At 33.7% G+C, this 17,954-nt stretch carries 29 protein-coding genes; all 29 read left to right on the top strand.

What is annotated here, in order from left to right:
* Positions 1-138 precede the first annotated feature (138 nt).
* The gene (locus AB8S09_RS06885) at positions 139-906 is read left to right on the top strand and encodes a hypothetical protein (protein ID WP_369868774.1); all 768 of its coding nucleotides are present in this window, start codon (positions 139-141) and stop codon (positions 904-906) included.
* A 12-nt stretch (positions 907-918) separates the two neighbouring features.
* Positions 919-1,371: a hypothetical protein gene (locus AB8S09_RS06880; protein ID WP_369868773.1), complete on the top strand. Its 453-nt coding sequence runs from the start codon at positions 919-921 to the stop codon at positions 1,369-1,371.
* A complete protein-coding gene (locus AB8S09_RS06875) occupies positions 1,361-2,191 on the top strand; it encodes an RAMP superfamily CRISPR-associated protein (RefSeq protein WP_369868772.1) in 831 nt (276 codons plus the stop codon). Before AB8S09_RS06880 ends, AB8S09_RS06875 begins: the two co-directional genes overlap by 11 nt.
* A 43-nt stretch (positions 2,192-2,234) precedes the next feature.
* Entirely contained in the window at positions 2,235-3,284 is a 1,050-nt protein-coding gene (locus AB8S09_RS06870; protein ID WP_369868771.1) for a sodium:solute symporter family transporter, read from the top strand.
* Positions 3,215-3,979 carry a phosphoadenosine phosphosulfate reductase domain-containing protein gene (locus tag AB8S09_RS06865; RefSeq protein WP_369868770.1) on the top strand — a complete coding sequence of 255 codons (765 nt, stop codon included), beginning with the start codon at positions 3,215-3,217 and terminating at the stop codon, positions 3,977-3,979. Before AB8S09_RS06870 ends, AB8S09_RS06865 begins: the two co-directional genes overlap by 70 nt.
* 29 nt (positions 3,980-4,008) lie before the next feature.
* Entirely contained in the window at positions 4,009-4,686 is a 678-nt protein-coding gene (locus AB8S09_RS06860; protein ID WP_369868769.1) for a Csf3-related protein, read from the top strand.
* Complete coding sequence (locus tag AB8S09_RS06855) at positions 4,679-4,999, top strand: helix-turn-helix domain-containing protein (RefSeq protein ID WP_369868768.1); 321 nt, start codon at positions 4,679-4,681, stop codon at positions 4,997-4,999. The genes AB8S09_RS06860 and AB8S09_RS06855 overlap by 8 nt, the downstream gene beginning before the upstream one ends.
* Positions 4,996-5,694 (top strand): CRISPR-associated endoribonuclease Cas6, encoded by a 699-nt coding sequence (gene cas6 / locus AB8S09_RS06850; protein WP_369868767.1) that lies wholly within the window; start codon positions 4,996-4,998, stop codon positions 5,692-5,694. The genes AB8S09_RS06855 and cas6 overlap by 4 nt, the downstream gene beginning before the upstream one ends.
* Positions 5,695-5,950: 256 nt before the next feature.
* Positions 5,951-6,145, top strand: coding sequence for a hypothetical protein (locus tag AB8S09_RS06845; protein ID WP_369868766.1), 195 nt, complete (start codon positions 5,951-5,953; stop codon positions 6,143-6,145).
* 52 nt (positions 6,146-6,197) lie between these two features.
* Positions 6,198-6,410, top strand: coding sequence for a hypothetical protein (locus tag AB8S09_RS06840; protein ID WP_369868765.1), 213 nt, complete (start codon positions 6,198-6,200; stop codon positions 6,408-6,410).
* Positions 6,411-6,602 carry a hypothetical protein gene (locus tag AB8S09_RS06835; RefSeq protein WP_369868764.1) on the top strand — a complete coding sequence of 64 codons (192 nt, stop codon included), beginning with the start codon at positions 6,411-6,413 and terminating at the stop codon, positions 6,600-6,602.
* 8 nt (positions 6,603-6,610) lie between these two features.
* Positions 6,611-6,976, top strand: a complete 366-nt coding sequence (locus AB8S09_RS06830; RefSeq protein WP_369868763.1) for a hypothetical protein — start codon at positions 6,611-6,613, stop codon at positions 6,974-6,976.
* A gap of 9 nt (positions 6,977-6,985) precedes the next feature.
* Positions 6,986-7,213, top strand: a complete 228-nt coding sequence (locus AB8S09_RS06825; protein WP_369868762.1) for a hypothetical protein — start codon at positions 6,986-6,988, stop codon at positions 7,211-7,213.
* 81 nt (positions 7,214-7,294) lie between these two features.
* Positions 7,295-7,447, top strand: coding sequence for a Com family DNA-binding transcriptional regulator (locus AB8S09_RS06820; RefSeq protein ID WP_369868761.1), 153 nt, complete (start codon positions 7,295-7,297; stop codon positions 7,445-7,447).
* Positions 7,444-7,650, top strand: a complete 207-nt coding sequence (locus AB8S09_RS06815) for a hypothetical protein (protein WP_369868760.1) — start codon at positions 7,444-7,446, stop codon at positions 7,648-7,650. The genes AB8S09_RS06820 and AB8S09_RS06815 overlap by 4 nt, the downstream gene beginning before the upstream one ends.
* A gap of 277 nt (positions 7,651-7,927) precedes the next feature.
* Entirely contained in the window at positions 7,928-8,368 is a 441-nt protein-coding gene (locus AB8S09_RS06810) for an HNH endonuclease (protein WP_369868759.1), read from the top strand.
* 230 nt (positions 8,369-8,598) lie between these two features.
* Positions 8,599-9,069, top strand: coding sequence for a phage terminase small subunit P27 family (locus tag AB8S09_RS06805; RefSeq protein WP_369868758.1), 471 nt, complete (start codon positions 8,599-8,601; stop codon positions 9,067-9,069).
* On the top strand, positions 9,062-9,703 hold the full coding sequence (locus AB8S09_RS06800; RefSeq protein ID WP_369868757.1) for a terminase large subunit domain-containing protein: 642 nt from the start codon (positions 9,062-9,064) through the stop codon (positions 9,701-9,703). Before AB8S09_RS06805 ends, AB8S09_RS06800 begins: the two co-directional genes overlap by 8 nt.
* Positions 9,704-9,806: 103 nt before the next feature.
* Positions 9,807-10,787 (top strand): GIY-YIG nuclease family protein, encoded by a 981-nt coding sequence (locus AB8S09_RS06795; RefSeq protein WP_369868756.1) that lies wholly within the window; start codon positions 9,807-9,809, stop codon positions 10,785-10,787.
* A 220-nt stretch (positions 10,788-11,007) separates the two neighbouring features.
* The gene (locus AB8S09_RS06790; protein ID WP_369868755.1) at positions 11,008-12,078 is read left to right on the top strand and encodes a terminase TerL endonuclease subunit; all 1,071 of its coding nucleotides are present in this window, start codon (positions 11,008-11,010) and stop codon (positions 12,076-12,078) included.
* Positions 12,079-12,082: 4 nt separating this feature from the next.
* Positions 12,083-12,262 carry a hypothetical protein gene (locus tag AB8S09_RS06785; RefSeq protein WP_369868754.1) on the top strand — a complete coding sequence of 60 codons (180 nt, stop codon included), beginning with the start codon at positions 12,083-12,085 and terminating at the stop codon, positions 12,260-12,262.
* A gap of 5 nt (positions 12,263-12,267) precedes the next feature.
* The gene (locus AB8S09_RS06780; protein WP_369868753.1) at positions 12,268-13,542 is read left to right on the top strand and encodes a phage portal protein; all 1,275 of its coding nucleotides are present in this window, start codon (positions 12,268-12,270) and stop codon (positions 13,540-13,542) included.
* On the top strand, positions 13,535-14,410 hold the full coding sequence (locus tag AB8S09_RS06775; protein ID WP_369868752.1) for a head maturation protease, ClpP-related: 876 nt from the start codon (positions 13,535-13,537) through the stop codon (positions 14,408-14,410). Before AB8S09_RS06780 ends, AB8S09_RS06775 begins: the two co-directional genes overlap by 8 nt.
* Before the next feature lie 41 nt (positions 14,411-14,451).
* Entirely contained in the window at positions 14,452-15,693 is a 1,242-nt protein-coding gene (locus AB8S09_RS06770; protein WP_369868751.1) for a phage major capsid protein, read from the top strand.
* Positions 15,694-15,791: 98 nt separating this feature from the next.
* The gene (locus AB8S09_RS06765) at positions 15,792-16,226 is read left to right on the top strand and encodes an Ig-like domain-containing protein (RefSeq protein ID WP_369868750.1); all 435 of its coding nucleotides are present in this window, start codon (positions 15,792-15,794) and stop codon (positions 16,224-16,226) included.
* Between the two features lie 13 nt (positions 16,227-16,239).
* A complete protein-coding gene (locus AB8S09_RS06760; RefSeq protein WP_369868749.1) occupies positions 16,240-16,536 on the top strand; it encodes a head-tail connector protein in 297 nt (98 codons plus the stop codon).
* A gap of 117 nt (positions 16,537-16,653) precedes the next feature.
* Positions 16,654-17,037 (top strand): head-tail adaptor protein, encoded by a 384-nt coding sequence (locus AB8S09_RS06755; protein WP_369868748.1) that lies wholly within the window; start codon positions 16,654-16,656, stop codon positions 17,035-17,037.
* A 10-nt stretch (positions 17,038-17,047) separates the two neighbouring features.
* Entirely contained in the window at positions 17,048-17,485 is a 438-nt protein-coding gene (locus AB8S09_RS06750) for an HK97 gp10 family phage protein (RefSeq protein ID WP_369868747.1), read from the top strand.
* Entirely contained in the window at positions 17,475-17,954 is a 480-nt protein-coding gene (locus tag AB8S09_RS06745) for a phage tail terminator family protein (RefSeq protein ID WP_369868746.1), read from the top strand. The genes AB8S09_RS06750 and AB8S09_RS06745 overlap by 11 nt, the downstream gene beginning before the upstream one ends.

The raw sequence follows: 17,954 nt of genomic DNA, 5'->3' as shown, positions 1-17,954 counted from the left end.
ATATAGCCTCTTAACAATGCGCAACTATAAGACCAGGTTAGCTACCTGCCTAAGGAACAAAGGGAATAGCTATTTAACATATCCCTTAAAGACACTTAGATTAAATTCTAGGTGTCTTATTTTTATGCTTGAAAAGAGGTGAGAATAATTACAAATACAGAGATATTATATTCAGCCTTAGGAAAACCAGACATAAAAGACTTAGAAAGTATAGACACTAACTGCTTGATATGTGGTAAGCATACAAAAGAAGGTGCAAAAGCCAAGAAAGTATTATCATCAAATTTTACAAATTGGGGAGATTGCAAGGATAGATCAAGCCAATATATTTGTAAAGAATGTGCGGGGACAATAAAGGCTAGGGAAGTAAGGGTTAATTCGTTTGTAGCAGATGCAAATAACTTATATCTATTAAAGAAAAATGATATAGAAAATTATTTGTTCAACCTTGGGAAATATGTAACTGGTGAATTTGTGGTAGGTATAACGCAAAGCTTCAAGAAACATAATTCCTTTAGATGCAAGGTAAATTCAAACCCTAAGAGATACTTTATTAGGGAGGAAGACAGAGAATATGTTTTTGATGTAGATAAGCTGAAAAGAGTGTATGAATACCTGAATGATGCTTATCTACAGTTTAGCAAAGATGAGCTACAAACGGGCAATTATAAGATGATTTCAATTGAACAATTCGGACTTGAAAAGTTTGCAACATATGAGGATTTATTTAGCCAATACAGGGGTTCAGCACAATTTGACTTACTAATTTACATGATGAACTCTGAAAAAAGAAACGAATATGTAAAAGCTAAGCAGAAGGCACAGAAAGAAGAAAAAGCAAGGTTGAAAGCCCTTGAGAAAGAAAAGAAAAAAGCTGCTAAAACCAAACAAATAAGTTTATTCTAGGAGGTATTAAAATTGTACGAATTGAATAAAGAGAATATTCAAGATGCGGCAGTAGCTACATTGGCAGATATATGGTCTCAAATAGATTGGGACAAGGTAACTGGTACCAGGGCAATGGGAATATGGGATGAATTCACTTCAAAGGTGAAAGCTTCGGCTACTACAACAAATCAATATGATAAGTTTGTGGAAAAGCTATGCAGAAAGATGGACGTTAGGTCACTCAAATATAAAAATATATCGGAAATTGCGGAGCAGACAGATGAATTTAAAAATGCAGTTCTTAAAGCTTTTAGAGATAAAACCCAAGTAATTATCCTAAAACTTAGATTAAATAATCAAGTGCGTAAAGAGCAGATCCAAGCAGAAAAAGCCAGAAAAGAAAGAGAAGAAGCCTTGAATAAAAAACTTGAAAATGCCCAAGTAAGTTTTACAGAGAAGGGGGTAAAAGTACATGAGAACTAATATAAAACTAACACTTTTAAGCCCATTAAGTCATTTTGGTGACCAAAGAATGGGGACAATGCAGGCGGCAAGAACACAAAAATATGAATATAACGGCGAGTACATAGATATCCCTGTATATTCCGGAAATGCCTTTAGAGGTGAGTTGAGAAGGCTTATCATGCAGGATTATTTAAACCATATAGATATTGCAGACGAAGGAGTATCAGCGAATCTTTATTACTTGTTGTTTACCGGTGGGGCTTTAACCAGTGGCAGTAGATATAATGAAGTAGGTAAGAAAAGAGAAATGCGGAAAATGTGTCCACCTTTAAGCTTATTTGGTTCAGCTATAGGAGACCAAATACCGGAAGGCAAATTGAAGGTGGCTATTTTTATACCTGTATGCAAGGAAACAGCTAAATATACAGGTGAAGAAAATAATATAAGCTTTTATGATATGCTGCAAGATACTTTTTATACCAGAAGAGATGACCTCAAATCCAAAGATTTCAACATTAATGAAATTGAAGATGAAAAGGGCAAAAAGAAAGAAAATCCCACTCAAATGAAATATGAAATGCAGTGCTTGAGCGCCGGTACTGAACTATCCGGAGACATAATTATAGAAAATGATAACGAGGTTGAAAAAGCTTGTTTGAAAGCAGGACTTGAAAAGTTGAAGGAATATGGCTATATCGGTGGTAAAAGTTCAATAGGGCATGGGAAAATTAACCTTGATTACAATATAGATGTTGATACAAAGATATATTATGATTATCTGGAAGAAAACAAAGATACTATGAGAGAATGGATTAGAAAAGCTGAGAGTATATTATAGGGCTATTGTATACTAAAACATTTATTTAAAATTGGAGGCAAAAATGGATAAAAAAATCTTTTATTTTGGAGCAAAATATAAGAATGTTGTAATGGCTTTATCAATTGCATCAGCATGGACATGGGCACCGGCATTAATTACGTCTACAGATATGGCTGCTAATAAAGGGATATTAGGTGTAGCAAGTTTTATCATTCCGAACATATTAGCACTATTTTTCTTTGGGTGGCTGATGCAACACGTAAATAAAGATATACTTACAGCATCAGGCCTAGTTAATAATACGATATTGAAAAATATATATGAATGTTCATTCATTTTTGTACAAATATGCTGCATAGCAATAAACATAACTGCTGGTGCCAATATCTTAAAGCTAACATTGGGCTTAAATTACTATACCACTTCATTAATCTTGTTAATTGTAACATTCGCATATACATTAATAGGCGGTTTGCACTACTCAATCATTACAGATATGTGGCAACAAATTATATTAATAATCATAACAATATATTTAATAATTGTGGCATTATTTGCAACAAAAACACAAATATTTAAAATTGGCACATTTTCGATATTTGATTTTATGTGGTATACATTAATACTGTTTTCCGGGCCTATTATGGATAACCAACATTGGCAACGCAGTTATAATACGCAAAGAGATGGTACCCCATACAGATATGGAGGCTTTTTCTTTGGCATTCCATTGATATGTCTATCTTTATTAGGAGCGATTAGCGGAGAAAACGGAAATTACGTTTCAATAAAAATGTTTTCAGGGTTTAACCTTATTGTTCTTGTAATTGGCATTATGATGGGTCTAATGAGCACTTTAAGTGCTTCATATAGTGCAATAACTACGCTATATTATAAAAACAGTAATACTCTAAAAACAGGAAGAATAAAAATGCTGCTAATATTAATTGCAGCAATTGCAGTGGTAATATTTAATTTTGATGTTACTGCATTATGGAAGACTTATGGGACTATAAGGATATTTTTTGCAGGAGGGGTATTATGGATGGTTTTTCGACATTTGAAATGCAATATTACACATTTGTCTATCAAAAAATGTTTAAAAAAATAGAAAAAACAGAAAATATAATAAAAAAGTTTTTAAATAAATGCAAAAATCCATACATATCTGTGTCATTTGGGAAAGACAGCCTAGTTTGCATGGACATTATACTAAAGATTAAACCAGACATTCGTGTAGTATGGGTTGATAGGGGCGAAGGTGGGGATTTGCCTGATACTTATAAATTAATAGATTATTATAAAAAAGAGCGCAATATGAATTTAATTCATCTTAAAACACCACATTCGTTATTTGAGCTATTTAATATGTACCCAATTGATGAAATAGCAAGCAAGAGGCTTATTACAAAACAGCTAAAGGAGACATTTAATAAATATACAAAAAAATCAAATACGGATGGTATTATATGGGGGCTTAGGGCAGAAGAATCAAAAGGTAGAAGACATTATGCAATGACATATGGCGCAATAAGAAAAGATAAAAACGAGGTATTATGGTGCTCACCCGTATTGTATTGGAAGTCGTATGAAATTTGGGCTTATATTTTTACAAATGCACTTAAATACCTAAACTATTATGATATAACTTCTGAAAATGATTTTGATAGGCAAAATAAGAGGTATTCAAATTGGGTAGGTGACCATGGGATATCGGAAGGCCGAATATGGGTTATAAAACGGTACTATCCAGAATTATTTCAAAAACTTATAGCAAAATTCCCTATATTTAAGAGTTATGCATAAAAATATAATATTATGTGAAGGAGGAGTATATGTTTAACAATTTTAAAGTAACAGCTCATATGTCAAGCCCTATAGCAGTTACGGATTTTATTATATTGGATAGTGTTATAGCTGCAGCAATAGCAAAAAAAATTAATGGAGATGAATATTACTCTGGAGAAAATATTTATGGAACGAAAGAATGGGTTGATAAATATTTAGGACAAGTGCTGGATAGAAAATACGGAGTATATTGTACTTCTATAGGGATAGGAGATAATAAAGAATATGTATCATCGTGGTGTAAGAGATGGGACGATTGGCATGATGATATAGTTAGATTTAAAGGCAAAGGCAGGCACAGAGTAGATATAGGTTCTGGCTTTTTTAAATCTTATCATATGCCATTAGTTTTAAAAACATACCCCGAAATTGTATTTTATGTTCGTGGTGATTTAAACAAAATAAAAAGTCTACTTGAAAACTATATATTCTATTTAGGTAAGAAGAGTTCACAGGGATATGGACAGGTTAGGAAATGGGAATTTGAAACTATAGAAGAAGATTGGAGCATATGGAAAGATGGGAAGCCAATGCGCCCAATACCTGGTTTGCAATGCCAAGAATATATAAAAAAAAGCAAAGATATAAACATACAAAAATATGCTACAATTCCACCATATTGGAGGCAGGATAATCGAGTATTATGCGTGATGCCTGATGTTTGATAGCGCATCTGAATTTGCAAGAGAGCTAGGTGTAGATAGAAAAACTGTTATTAATTATATAAAGCAAGATAAAATACACGCCTATAGATACAAAAACAAGAAATTATATAAGATACCTGAAAATGAAAAATATAAAATAAAATATCTAAAAAAGCCATATCCTAAATGGCAAAAACAGTGGACTAGTGCGGAAGAAAATATGCTTAGATATTCGCCACATCTTAGTTCCAAAGAGCTTTCAGACATTATAAAAAGAACAGCAGGTAGTATTAGGGTGCATAAGTGTATAATGCGGAAACGAGGGACATTATGAGGATAAAAATAGACTTTTATGTAAATGAAAATTTTAAATTCAATAAGAATCTTAATGAGGCTATGACAGCATTTATATATAGATGTATAAGCCTGTCAGACAAAAGATATGGTGCGATGTTACATGATAAGGGATATAGACAATGCGGATATAAGAAATTTGTATACCATGTTTATTCATTATCCCAAAACGGTAGTTGTGTAAAAGATACTTTAAATAGAGGGATGGCAACATTAATTTTATCATCTACATTAGATAAAACAATAATACATTTTACTAGAGGGCTTATAAGAATAGGCAAGGTACAGTTATTGAGCCATAGCTTTGATATAATATCTATAAAAAATATAGATGAACCCAAATATACAAATTCGATGATGGCAAAAATAAAAAGCCCAATATTTTTGCAAGATGTAAACCATAGATATTTAAAACCTGGCAATATGGAAGATAAGTTAGTAAATAATTTGCTTGAAAAGTATTATTCCATGTATGAGAAATTTCCTGAAAACATGGAGTTAAAAATAAAGTTTATGAGTTATATAAGACAGTATGTCAAATACAAGCGGAATGTATACAAAGGATATATAGGCATAATTGCTATGCAGGGAAGTAGAGAATTGATTGAAATGGCATACGAAGCAGGCTTGGGAAGTAAAAATGGAATTGGATTTGGGCTAATAGAAAAAATATAAAAATAGTTTTTTGCAAGGTATCTGGTTAATCCCGGGTACTTTTTTAGACTTAAAAATCTAGTTTGGTGAATAAAAACAATCGGAAATGTCAACATATTTATATATAGGTTAGTTAAAAAGTTTGGTTGTGGAGATACTAATAAGTAGCCAAGCTTTTTAGGTTTGTAGGAGAACACCTGCCACCTTCCCAGGGGAGACGAATAGCCGGGTATGTTCCGGCTGCTCCTGGAGTAACAAATTTATGGGAGGGTTCAATATGAGAGGATTAAGAGAAGTACTGAAACTCCACTGGCTTCAGCCACGTGGAGTTTCAGGAGATTATTTTAACCCTGATGAATTGAAAGAAGTTCAGGAACTTGAGAATATCATAACAGGATTAATTTCATTAGGTATGGGATATAATGAAATTAAGGATATATTAAATCAAAAATATATAAAGAAGATAGCTTAGAGTACCAGAAAACCTGGTACTTATTTTTTATGCCTGAAAGGAGTTGATAATAATGAAACCAATATACATAAGTATTAAATGTAATAGATGTAGTAGAGAATTTGTATTACTGACAGAACAGCAGGAGAGATTTAATGGAGAATTAAGATGCCCTTATTGTTCTAGTTCTAAATTACATACAGAGAAAGCTACGGATAATTTAAAGGAATGTATGGGTAATAGGGTGTACAAGAGGATTAAAGGAGCCTTGAGGGAGGTTAGATAAGTGAGTGAATCAGATGAAAATAAAATAGCATGTACGGAGAAATGTTCAACATGTGGGAAAAATAGAGAGCAAAGGGCTGAATGTGAAGAGGATTTTATGGTCAAGCATTGTAGAGGGTGCAAAAATAGAGGAACAAAATTAATATGCTCTTGTAGATGCATGGATAATATATGTGTCTATGCACTGGGATAGGAGGATATATGAGTAATTCAACTATATACATAGATGGACAGGCTAGAGGTAATGAGACAGATATTACTACAGAAGATGGCACTATGGATTTCAAAACAAAAACAGAAGAAATATATAATAAAAATATTAATGAAATAAATATAGAAATTAATAAGATGCTTAAAAAGGAATTAGACAATATGGCTAAATACATACCTCTAGATAAAAATACAAGAATACGATTAGCTCCAGTAACAATAGATTATCTAACGGATAGGGTTAAAAGACAAATAGAAAACAGACTAATAATTGAAAATTTATATCCAGAAGAAATGAAGGAGGAAGCGTTAAGCAAGTTTCCAGAATATATATTAGCATGTTCATTAAATACATAGGGAGTAAATATGGGATATGAAGTTTTGAATTATAAAGAGAATAAAGTAGATCTTGTACGTATAGGTGGAACCGAGCAACTTATAACATCAATTGAGTTTAATTTAAAAGTAACGCAGAATGAGAAGACCGTAATAATACCATACAATATACAAATACCTAGGGGATTTATTTTGACTACTGATTTATGGGATTTCATAGAAAAAGAAGCTAAAAAGATAGCCGAATTAATTAAATAATAAGAGCACCTTAGAGAGCCTATATTGTAGATGTAGAAGTCTATAATATAGGCTCTATTTTTATGTGAAGGAGTTAGAGATATGAAGTTAAGATGTACTAAATGTGGTAAGTTTTTAGGAAAGATAGATGGTACAGCAGATGCAGAAATAAAATGTCCTAGATGTGGCACTCTAAATAAATACAGTATAAAGCTTACTGATATAGATAGGGAAGAAGGAAGCGAAACAATATGAATGGGTTGGCACAATATTTATTTACTGGAATGGGAATATGGACAATAATAGGCGTTATTTTAGGAATTCTATTTTTGATAGATACTTTACGAACGCCAGATTTTAGGAATTGGAAGGTCATTACAAGTATAAATAGGAGTGAAAATGTAATTACATATAAGGACATTAAAACAGGATCTACATCAAAGAAAATGATTAAATAGAATAATATAGAGCACCTAGAGAGCCATGTATTACAGATTAAATTCTGTAGTATGTGGCTCTCTTTTTTTATTTTAAAGGAGGAATAAAGTATTGCTATGATTTAGTAATGAATATGGAGAGAGCAGAACGATATATACCAAGTCAGATGATAAGTACATCTTGTATAGGGACTGAGATATCTAATAGTCATAGTACTAGAGATATCAATAGCGAACCACCGATAGGAAGTAAACCTAATGACCCAGCAAGACAATGTTAAAAGGCAGATGATTATATATGGCGCTAAAGAAGCTATGCCCTAAGTGTGGAAGACTAATAGATGCAGGACAAAGGTATTGTAATGAATGTACCAAGAAGTATGAAGCAAGGCAGAAGGAAAGATATAAAGAGTATGACAACAGGAGAAAGGGTAATAAGAACTGGAAATTCTATTCTACTAATGAATGGAGAAAGGTAAGACAATATATAAATATAAAGTATAAAGGATTATGTCTATGGTCTTACTACATAGAGCACATGATAGTACAAGCTAATGTAGTACACCATATCATGCCGATAGAAGATGACTATAGTAAGAGACTAGAGATAGATAACCTTATACCACTAACCGATATGAACCATAGATATATACATGAACTATATAAGAAGGATAAGGCAAGGGCACAAGAACGATTAAGATTCATATTGAATGAATGGAATAAACAATTTGCAAGATGACATTATGAATTATGCAATAATTATACAACGGTTGGGAAATAAAGTAAAAGGGCTTATGATAGGGAATTTAGTTCTAAAGCCTATGTCCTGAAACCGTTGGTATGAGGGGGATATAAAAAAGTTTGGGCTCACTGCGTAGCACCACATGGGGGCCTGTTCTCTCGCATGAAGTCCCTAAATAGAATTTTATGCACCATTCATAACGTGAAATGAAGGAAGGAGGTCATAGAATGGCTAGACCTAGACAGCCTATAGACTTGATTGCAGCTAAAGGGAAAAAGCATTTAACTAAGGCTGAAATTGAGGAAAGAAAAAATACAGAAGTAAAAGCACCAAATGATAATATAAGAGCACCGTCTTATTTAGATGATGATTTAAAAGAAGAATTCAATAAAATAGCCAAGGAACTCATTAGGATTAAGATAATGAGTAATCTTGATGAAGATGCATTGGCTAGATTTATTATTGCAAAAAAGATGTATATAAATATTACACGGAAAATGCTTGAAGACGCAAATTACTTGCTTGATAAAGATATTGTAAGTATACAAGACAAATATTTTAAGCAGTGCAGATCTGCGGCGTCTGATTTGGGATTGACTATATCTAGTAGATGTAAACTTGTGATACCTAAAAATGAGGATGAAGACAAACCTAAGAGTAAATGGGATAGATATAAGCGAAGTGGTAATAATGGATAGAGCTACTCAATTTGCTGCTGATGTTTGCGACGGCAAATACAATAAAGGCGAGCTAGAAATATTATCTTGCAAAAGACACCTTAACGATTTAGAAAGACAAGGGACTGATGATTTCCCTTATGTATGGGATGAAGACAAGGCAAATGATATTATAGATTTTGCTGAAAATTTAATACTCGCCGAAGGTGAAGAACCTGCACCTATGAAATTATATCCGTTTCAATGTTTTATGTTTGGCTCATGGAATGGATGGGTGCATAAGGACACCGGATATAGAAGATTTAGAACTTCGTATATACAAGTTGCCAGGCAAAATGGTAAGAGTGTCGGGAATGCAGTACCGGCTTTATATTATTCCAATTTTTCAGGGTATAACTATCCGCAATGTTATACAGTCGCAACTAAAGAGGACCAGGCAAAAATAGTATTAAAAGAATGCTATAAATTTATAAATGCAGATAAAGAATTATCTGGCACAAAAACAAAGCAAGGATTATTTACAATAAAGGATTATAAAAGCACAATAGAGTGTAATCTTACAGGCGGTACCATTAGGGCTTTAGGTAGAGATTCCAAGAGTATAGATGGCTTCAGAAGCTATTTTGCTAGCATTGATGAGTTATTCGTCACCTAATAAAGAGATTTATTAGTGAAAACCGGGTAAATTCGGTGGAGGATAAAAGCTGCATTTTACATCCGTAGATTTTTATGGTATAATATTAATGAGGTGTTATACTGTGAAAAGTGGGATTTATTACATTAAAAATTTAGTAAATAGTAAAATTTATATAGGACAAACTTATAATCTTACAGAACGCTTAAGCATTCACAAATGCAAACTTAAAGAAGGAAAACATGAGAATTCATATCTACAAAGATCAGTTAAAAAATACGGGATTACCAATTTTGAATTTAAAATACTTGAATATGTGGAAATAAATAAACTAGATGAAAGAGAAATATATTGGATTAATTATTATGAGTCTACCTCAAGAAGCAAAGGCTACAACATAGAGGGAGGGGGAAGAAAGAATAAGGAAATTTCAGACGAGATGAGGTTAATGAAACTTGGAGATAAAAATCCAATGTATGGTAAACATCATAGTAAAAAAGTTATAAATAAAATGATTAATTCAAGCAGAGGCAAAAATAATAAATTAAATGCGCAGGAAGTTGAAGAAATTAAAATTGCTCTTTATCATGGGAAAAGCCAACAATATTTAGCTAATAAATATAACGTGGACCATACCACTATAAATAAGATTCAAACCGGTGCAAACTGGGGGTATATAAGAGAAGATTTGAATGACTATTTAAAGCAACAAAATAAAATCGGAATAAGACAAATGTATGAACAAATAAAAAATTTATTTAACAGAGGCATTTCTATTCATGATATAGTGAATGAGTATGGGTATGATTATAGAGCGGTAAAGAAAGCAACGGGCAAAACAATAAATCAATTGGTATCCGAAAGAAACGAAAAAGTAAAAGAAGATTTTCTAAATGGTATGAGTAAAAAAGATTTAATCAAAAAATATAATTTAAGTGAATATATGTATAAAGATGCTACTAAAGAGGCAAGGGAAGAAAAAAATAAATTAATGAAGGCTAAAGCGTTAGAATTAAGAAAGAAAGGTATGACTGTTAAAGGCATTGCTAATTTATTAAATAAGCATAGAACCACTATTACGGAATGGACAAAAGGCTCATGCTAATACCGAGGTAATTCTATGGATTACGAAAGGCTATAGAACACCGTAACGCGTAGGAAGTGAATAAATATAATCTTCCCAAGAGTATCCGGCAACCAATAAAAAGGTTGTCTTTTTTATTGGTTGAAAATGTACGCTGAACTTATAGGAAACTGTAAGAACTGTAGGATAAAAAGCCTACAGGATAACAATATTGGAATATCATGCTCATAGAGACAACCAGATGTATAAGCTATTGTCTGATGGTACTAAAAAGTTAAAGCAATGTTTGATAAGCGTTATAACTACAGCAGGATTTAATCTTAACGGCCCATGCTATGACCTTTATGAATATTGTTGCAAAGTCCTAAAAGGCGTTGTACCTGATGAAACCCAATTTGTTTATATATGCCAATTGGACAAGAATGACGATATTTGGAATGAAAAGAACTGGCAGAAGGCTAATCCATTGTGGACACCAGAAACCCTTACTGCATTAAAAGCAGACGCAATAAAAGCAAAAGAGATGCAGGGCGAGGAACTAAGGAACTTTATGACCAAAGACCTTAATATGTGGGTTCAGATGGCTGATGACGATTATATAAATATCGTGAATTGGAAAAGCTGTGGGACTGGCTATACTCTTGAAGATATGTCTGGCAGAGAGTGTGGTGTAGGATTGGATTTAAGTTCTGGTGGAGACCTGACTTCTCTGGCCTTGGAATTTCAGCTTCCTAAAGATAAATATTTTATACATTCTCATAGTTTCATGCCTAAAAAAAGATTGCAGGAGCATATTCAGACGGATAAGGCTCCGTATGATATATGGGTAAGACAAAAACTTATAACTCTTACTGAAACTTTAGGCGGAGTTAAAACAGATTACCAGTATATAATCCAGTATTTAAGAGACTTACAAGAAAAATATAGACTGAAATATAAATTTATTGCTTATGACCCCCATAATGCGGATGCTTTTTTAAGGGATTTAGATACCTTTGGGTGTGATTGTATTGAAATTACACAGTCCGCAAGGAATTTAAACAGTGCTACAGAAGATTTTAAGCTATCTGTAGACGGTGGAAATATTCAATATGACAAGAATAACGGGCTTTTAACATGGTCAGTATGTAATGCAAAGCTTACCTATAATAGTTTTGGAGAATGTAAGATAGATAAAAACTACAGGATTAAAAGGATAGACCCTGTGGACGCAATTATAGACGTACACAAGGTTATGATAGAAAATAAGGAATATGATGTTGATGTTAACCAATACGCAACGAATGAATTCCTTGATAAATTATGGAGGTGATGCCATGATAAAAACAATAGGAAAGATTTTTAAAAAGTATATAGATGATATTCTAGCAACCATGGGACTAATTTGTTTTGCTGTGGCTGCTTTTTCTTTTATGTGGCAGGCTGGTATATGCGTAGTAGGAATTATATTGTTAATACTTGCCTATACAATCAGCAAGGCCACGGATAGCAGGTGATGTGAATGTTATTTAAAAATGCAATAAACAGGATAAGAAACCAGACGGTATTAAATGGCGATGGGACACAAGTTCCCGTTAACATGAGCCAATTAGTACAGTATTTAGGCATAGCCCCGGGAGAATTAAATTTAGGCGGTAAAAATGCCTTAAATGAGGTAGTGACCTACACGTGTATTAAGATACTATCTGAAACAATGGGGAAACTTCCATGCAAGATATACCAGGACAGCGGGGGAATTAAAAAGGCTACAGAACACTATTTATATCCATTACTTAAATTAAGACCTAACCCTTTTATGTCAGCAAGTGATTTCTGGAAATGCGTTGAAACACTTAGGAATATATATGGTAATTCGTATGTATGGATTGATTTTATCCAGAGCGGGCAATATGCAGGGCTTATACAAGGGCTGTATCCATTAGATCCAACCAAGATGGAAATATGGATTGATGATGAAGGGCTTATAAGTTCTAAAGATACTATCTGGTATATTTACACGGACAATGCGGGGGTAAGGCATAAGCTACAAAGCTATGATTTACTGCATTTTAAAAGCCTTACAACAGATGGAATAGTAGGAATAAGTCCCATACAGGTACTTCAAGGGGCTATAAATACAAGTGGCTCTGCTGTAGAATTTCTTAAAAACAGCATACAGAACGGTATGCAGACAGCAGGTATTATAAATTACACCGGAGATTTAAGCCCGGAAGCAGAGGGAGTATTCAGGAATAAATTTGAGCAGATGGCAAATGGACTTAAAAATGCCAATAGGGTAAGTTTATTACCTTATGGATATACATTTCAGCCGTTAGCATTAAAGCTTACAGATGCACAGTTCCTTGAGAATACAAAGTATAGTGCACAACAAATATCGGCGGCATTTGGAATAAAGCTGCACCAGTTAAACGAGCTTGTAAAAAGTTCCTATTCCAGTACAAGTGAAGCAAACAGGGAATTCTATAGCGACACTATGATGGCCATTCTAACAATGTATGAGCAGGAATCTACTTACAAGCTTTTTACAACAGCAGAGATAAAGCAGGGATATTATACGAAATTTAACGCTGATGTAATGTTGAGGGGTGATACAAAGAGCAGGATTGAAGCATATACAACAGCAGTACAAAACGGTATTAAGACCCCTAATGAATGTAGAGCACTTGAAGAAGATCCCCCATTAGACGGAGGAGACCAATTGATAGTGAATGGAAATTATATTCCTCTTACTATGGTAGGTAAACAATATAACAAAGGCGGTGATAGTAATGAGTAAATTCTGGAAGTTCATAACCAATAAATCCGAAGACGGGCAAGAGGAAAATGTCGAGCTTAGGATACAGGGAGATATAGTGAGCGATGATGATGTATGGATATATGAATGGCTTGAAATGGATCATGCAAGCCCTAACGCTTTCAGAGATGAATTGAATGAATATGACGGCAAGGATATAACTGTATGGATTGATAGCTATGGTGGAGATGTATTTGCAGCAGCAGGGATTTATAATGCTTTGAAAAATCATAACGGTAAAATAACTACTAAAATTGATGGAAAAGCAATGTCGGCAGCTAGTGTTATAGCAATGGCAGGAGATAAGGTAATGATGTCACCTGTAGCAATAATGATGATACACAACCCGTTGAGTTCAGTGCAGGGATATGCAAGTGACATGAGAAAACAGGCTGATGTTTTGGATTCAGTAAAAGAATCTATCGTGAACGCATACCAATTAAAGTCCGGTAGATCCAGAAACAAGATAAGCCAAATGATGGATGATGAAACCTGGATGGATGCCAATACAGCTATGAAGAATGGTTTTGCAGATGAAATGTTATATACAGACAAAGAGGAAGATGAACCTAAAAATAAGGCTATAAATTTTTGCTTTAATAGGCTTGCAATTCAAAACTGTGCCAAAGATTCTATGCAAAAACTTATTAAAATTGAAGAAAGCAGAAATATCCAGGAGCCTAAAGATGACATTAAAGCAGTACTAGAGAAAATCAATGATAAATTTGACAAAATTAACGATAGGCTTGACGAATTGGAGGATAAAGCCCCTAAAGAACCAGAACCGAAAGATGAAGAAAAAATTAAACAGTTAAAAGCTAAATTGGCTTTAAAGTGCAGATTACTTTAGAGCTTTTTATTTTGCAAAAAATTAGAAAGGAATGATAGTAAATGAGTAAAGAATTAAGAGCACTATTTGATAAATTAAGGACAGCACAGGATAAGGCACAAACTTTGATGAACAAAGATGACGTAACAGCAGAAGAACTTAATAAATCTACTCAAGAAATTGACAATATAAAAGCTAAAATTGAAACTCAAAAATCCCTAGATTCAGGAAAACAGTTTGATGATGAAGGAAATCAAGTAACTGAAACTCTGAATAAGCCTAAGAAAAAAGCAGGATTTGAAGATACATTATCTAGCGTAGAATATAGAAATGCTTTCAAAGATTTCTGCGTTAGTGGTAAAGTATCACCTATATTACAGAACGATTTAATTAAACCAATTATAAAAAATGCAGATACTGTAACTACAACAGGGGATGCTTCAGCAGTTATTCCAACTACAATTCTTCAAGAAGTAATACAGAAAGTACAAAGCTATGGACAGATATATGCAGCCGTAAGGAAATTATCAATAAAAGGTGGTGTACAAGTACCAATACTTACACTTAAACCATCAGCAAGTTGGATTGGTGAAACTACTCCTTCTGATAGACAAAAAATTGAGATTAATCAAAATATAATGTTTAGCTATTATGGATTGGAGTGTAAGATATCTACATCATTACTTACTGAGACTGTAACTTTACAAATGTTTGAAGATACTTTAGTAAGTCTATTGGCAGAAGCATTTGTAAAAGCACTTGATACTGCAATAATTAAAGGCTCCGGAATAGGACAACCCAAAGGAATTACAGTAGATGATAGGATTCCTGCAGGGCAGATAGTTACCCTTACACCTGATGAATTCGCTGATTGGAGCGCATGGAAGAAGAAAGTATTCGCTAAGATGCCTTTATCCTATAAGGGTGGCGCATCATTGTACATGGCTTCAGGAACATTTGAAGGATATATTGATGGAATGGTAGACAAGAATGGACAACCAATAGGAAGGGTTAATTATGGCATAACAGATGGGCCACAAGAAAGATTTGGAGGTAAACCGGTTGTTGAAGTTGAGGATGACATAATATCAAATTATGATGATGCCGCAACAGGAGATGTAATTTCAATATATGGCAACATGAATAACTATGCAATAAATTCAAATATGCAACTTACAATGGTCAGATATACAGACCATGATAAAAACGAAATAGTTGATAAAGGTATCCTTATTGCTGATGGTAAGATACTTGACCCTAATGGATTTGTAATAATCAAAAAAGGCGCAGTACCAACTCCCTAATACTCCCCAAGGACTGAAAGCTACTTCCATAACGAGTGACAGTGTGACCTTGGGATGGGAGTAACTTTCACAGGGGTTATTTAAAGGAGAGTGATAATATGACTACTTATAACATCTATAGAAATGGAGCAAAAATAGAAGAAGGATTAACGGAAAAGGATTATACAGATACAGGTCTGGAATCTAATACGGAATATTCTTATCAAGTAAGTGCTGTAAATGAAGCAGGAGAAAGCCCTTTAAGTACGGCACTACAAGTTACCACTGAGAGCATTGCAGTAACAGGGGTAACTCTCAATAAGACTTCAACGTCCATAGCTGCAGGGGCAAATGAAACTCTTATAGCTACTATTTTGCCTGAAGATGCTACCGATAAGGGCGTAGTATGGACTTCATCTGATGAAACTAAGGCTACTGTTGATTCTACTGGGAAAGTTACTGGTATTGCAGAAGGCACAGCAACCATTACGGCTAAATCGCATGGAGATCAGGCTAAAACTGCAACTTGTGAAGTAACTATAATAGCTGCATAGGAAGTGATTTATTATGTCGGTGCTTAGTTTAGAAGAGGCAAAAGAATACTTGCATTGTGATGATACTACTGACGGTGATAATGATATACAAGAACTAATAGATACAGCAGAAAAATATTTATTAAACGCAGGATGTACTTTAAATCCAGGAGACCCAGTAGCAAAATTAGCTGAAAAAATGCTTATTAATCATTGGTATGAGAATAGAGAACCTGTAGGAAATGCCAATAAACTTGCATATGGGCTTCAATGCCTTATAATACAGCTCCAAAACTGCTATTCCGCTACTGGAACCAGTGGAACGCCTTAAATAAGAGACTTTATATTTTAGACATGTAATTGTATTAATAAGCGTTTAAAATGCGTTTATATCGCAAATTAATCGGGAACATTTTTGTACCAACAGAAGAAATGTGGTGATTTTGATATGAACCCTGGAAAATTAGATAGAAGAGTAGAAATATGGGGACAAGTTCCATATGAGAATGAACTAGGAGAAGATGATTTTACAAATGCAAAGATAAAAACGGTATGGGCTTCCATAATTCCACAAACTGGCTCTTTAATTAAACAGCAGAATATAGGAACTTTGTTATCCAATGTAACCCACAAAATTATAATGAGATATTCTTCTGCTAAAAATTTAACTACTGCAAATTGGCTAATGTATTTTGAGAAAGATGCAGATAGGCGAATATATTTAAGCGACCAGAAAAAAAAGGTTGGACATAGATTTAATATAAAATATATCCTTGATCCGAATTTTAGCCACGAGACAGTAGAGATATTTGTTCAAGAGATTATCGAATAGAGGTGATTATATGGCTGAAACTGGTTTTGAAGGTTTAGAGGAACTAGACAGTTTTACGAAAGATATGTTAGAGCTGGCAGAAAAAGAAATGCCACGGGAATCTTCTAAGTTTCTAAAGAAAAATGCCAACCAATTAAAGACTGCCACCAAGAATAAGGCTAAGCAATTAGGAATTATAGAAGAAACAGGCAATTATTATGAAGGTTTCAAGTCAGGCAAAGTATATAAATATAACGGGGCTTTATCTTGCAGGGCTTATAATACATCACCTCATGCCCATTTATTGGAATATGGACATTTGCAGACAGATAAAGAAGGCAATTCCGTGGGTAAAGGATTCGTGCCAGGTTTTCACCCATTCCAAAGAGCGTACGAAGACTTCATAAATAAATACTATAACAATTGTGAGCAATTCGTTGATGATATGATTAACAAACATGGGTTGTGATTATATGGTAGGAATAAAAGATATTATGGCAGCTATAAATAATTTGTTGAAAGAGAATTTCCCCGATGTAAAAAGGCAGAGCACAGATATAAGGCAAGGTTATAAGCGGCCATGTTTCTATGTAGAGATGGATAGGGACATGGCCAGTAAATTAAATACACAACTAAAAGAAAAAACCGTAAGCATAAGGACATATTATTTCCCAACAGATGAATATGACAGCAGGATTGAACTTTTAAGCGTACAAGATAAGCTGGAAGAAATATTCCTTGAAGGGGTTTGGATAACGCCTTCTTTTTTTATGCCAACATTTCAACAGGATGGGCAGGATTCAGGGCTTGATTTTATTATTACAGACGGTGTTTTACAGTTGCAATTTTACTTATATTCTATGCAGGGATTACCGGATACAGACGATTCAGAGCCGTTGGAAAACTTAAATACGAATATAAAACGAAAGGAGTGGTAA

The sequence above is a fragment of the Clostridium lapidicellarium genome (assembly GCF_041224415.1).
In the GTDB taxonomy this organism is placed as follows: Bacteria; Bacillota; Clostridia; order Clostridiales; family Clostridiaceae; genus Clostridium_B; species Clostridium_B lapidicellarium.
Note: the sequence above shows the minus strand (reverse complement) of the source record. Positions and strands in the feature narration are given on the sequence as shown.

What these genes read in the sequence shown, in the direction of transcription:
- AB8S09_RS06830 (WP_369868763.1), top strand. Translation starts at nt 6,611, where the DNA reads ATGAGTAATTCAACTATATACATAGATGGACAGGCTAGAGGTAATGAG.
- AB8S09_RS06870 (WP_369868771.1), top strand. Translation starts at nt 2,235, where the DNA reads ATGGATAAAAAAATCTTTTATTTTGGAGCAAAATATAAGAATGTTGTA.
- AB8S09_RS06845 (WP_369868766.1), top strand. Translation starts at nt 5,951, where the DNA reads ATGAGAGGATTAAGAGAAGTACTGAAACTCCACTGGCTTCAGCCACGT.
- AB8S09_RS06855 (WP_369868768.1), top strand. Translation starts at nt 4,679, where the DNA reads ATGTTTGATAGCGCATCTGAATTTGCAAGAGAGCTAGGTGTAGATAGA.
- AB8S09_RS06755 (WP_369868748.1), top strand. Translation starts at nt 16,654, where the DNA reads ATGAACCCTGGAAAATTAGATAGAAGAGTAGAAATATGGGGACAAGTT.
- AB8S09_RS06780 (WP_369868753.1), top strand. Translation starts at nt 12,268, where the DNA reads ATGTTATTTAAAAATGCAATAAACAGGATAAGAAACCAGACGGTATTA.
- AB8S09_RS06800 (WP_369868757.1), top strand. Translation starts at nt 9,062, where the DNA reads ATGGATAGAGCTACTCAATTTGCTGCTGATGTTTGCGACGGCAAATAC.
- cas6 (WP_369868767.1), top strand. Translation starts at nt 4,996, where the DNA reads ATGAGGATAAAAATAGACTTTTATGTAAATGAAAATTTTAAATTCAAT.
- AB8S09_RS06815 (WP_369868760.1), top strand. Translation starts at nt 7,444, where the DNA reads ATGAATGGGTTGGCACAATATTTATTTACTGGAATGGGAATATGGACA.
- AB8S09_RS06790 (WP_369868755.1), top strand. Translation starts at nt 11,008, where the DNA reads ATGTATAAGCTATTGTCTGATGGTACTAAAAAGTTAAAGCAATGTTTG.
- AB8S09_RS06775 (WP_369868752.1), top strand. Translation starts at nt 13,535, where the DNA reads ATGAGTAAATTCTGGAAGTTCATAACCAATAAATCCGAAGACGGGCAA.
- AB8S09_RS06765 (WP_369868750.1), top strand. Translation starts at nt 15,792, where the DNA reads ATGACTACTTATAACATCTATAGAAATGGAGCAAAAATAGAAGAAGGA.
- AB8S09_RS06760 (WP_369868749.1), top strand. Translation starts at nt 16,240, where the DNA reads ATGTCGGTGCTTAGTTTAGAAGAGGCAAAAGAATACTTGCATTGTGAT.
- AB8S09_RS06785 (WP_369868754.1), top strand. Translation starts at nt 12,083, where the DNA reads ATGATAAAAACAATAGGAAAGATTTTTAAAAAGTATATAGATGATATT.
- AB8S09_RS06745 (WP_369868746.1), top strand. Translation starts at nt 17,475, where the DNA reads ATGGGTTGTGATTATATGGTAGGAATAAAAGATATTATGGCAGCTATA.
- AB8S09_RS06810 (WP_369868759.1), top strand. Translation starts at nt 7,928, where the DNA reads ATGGCGCTAAAGAAGCTATGCCCTAAGTGTGGAAGACTAATAGATGCA.
- AB8S09_RS06860 (WP_369868769.1), top strand. Translation starts at nt 4,009, where the DNA reads ATGTTTAACAATTTTAAAGTAACAGCTCATATGTCAAGCCCTATAGCA.
- AB8S09_RS06865 (WP_369868770.1), top strand. Translation starts at nt 3,215, where the DNA reads ATGGATGGTTTTTCGACATTTGAAATGCAATATTACACATTTGTCTAT.
- AB8S09_RS06840 (WP_369868765.1), top strand. Translation starts at nt 6,198, where the DNA reads ATGAAACCAATATACATAAGTATTAAATGTAATAGATGTAGTAGAGAA.
- AB8S09_RS06805 (WP_369868758.1), top strand. Translation starts at nt 8,599, where the DNA reads ATGGCTAGACCTAGACAGCCTATAGACTTGATTGCAGCTAAAGGGAAA.
- AB8S09_RS06820 (WP_369868761.1), top strand. Translation starts at nt 7,295, where the DNA reads ATGAAGTTAAGATGTACTAAATGTGGTAAGTTTTTAGGAAAGATAGAT.
- AB8S09_RS06750 (WP_369868747.1), top strand. Translation starts at nt 17,048, where the DNA reads ATGGCTGAAACTGGTTTTGAAGGTTTAGAGGAACTAGACAGTTTTACG.
- AB8S09_RS06875 (WP_369868772.1), top strand. Translation starts at nt 1,361, where the DNA reads ATGAGAACTAATATAAAACTAACACTTTTAAGCCCATTAAGTCATTTT.
- AB8S09_RS06770 (WP_369868751.1), top strand. Translation starts at nt 14,452, where the DNA reads ATGAGTAAAGAATTAAGAGCACTATTTGATAAATTAAGGACAGCACAG.
- AB8S09_RS06825 (WP_369868762.1), top strand. Translation starts at nt 6,986, where the DNA reads ATGGGATATGAAGTTTTGAATTATAAAGAGAATAAAGTAGATCTTGTA.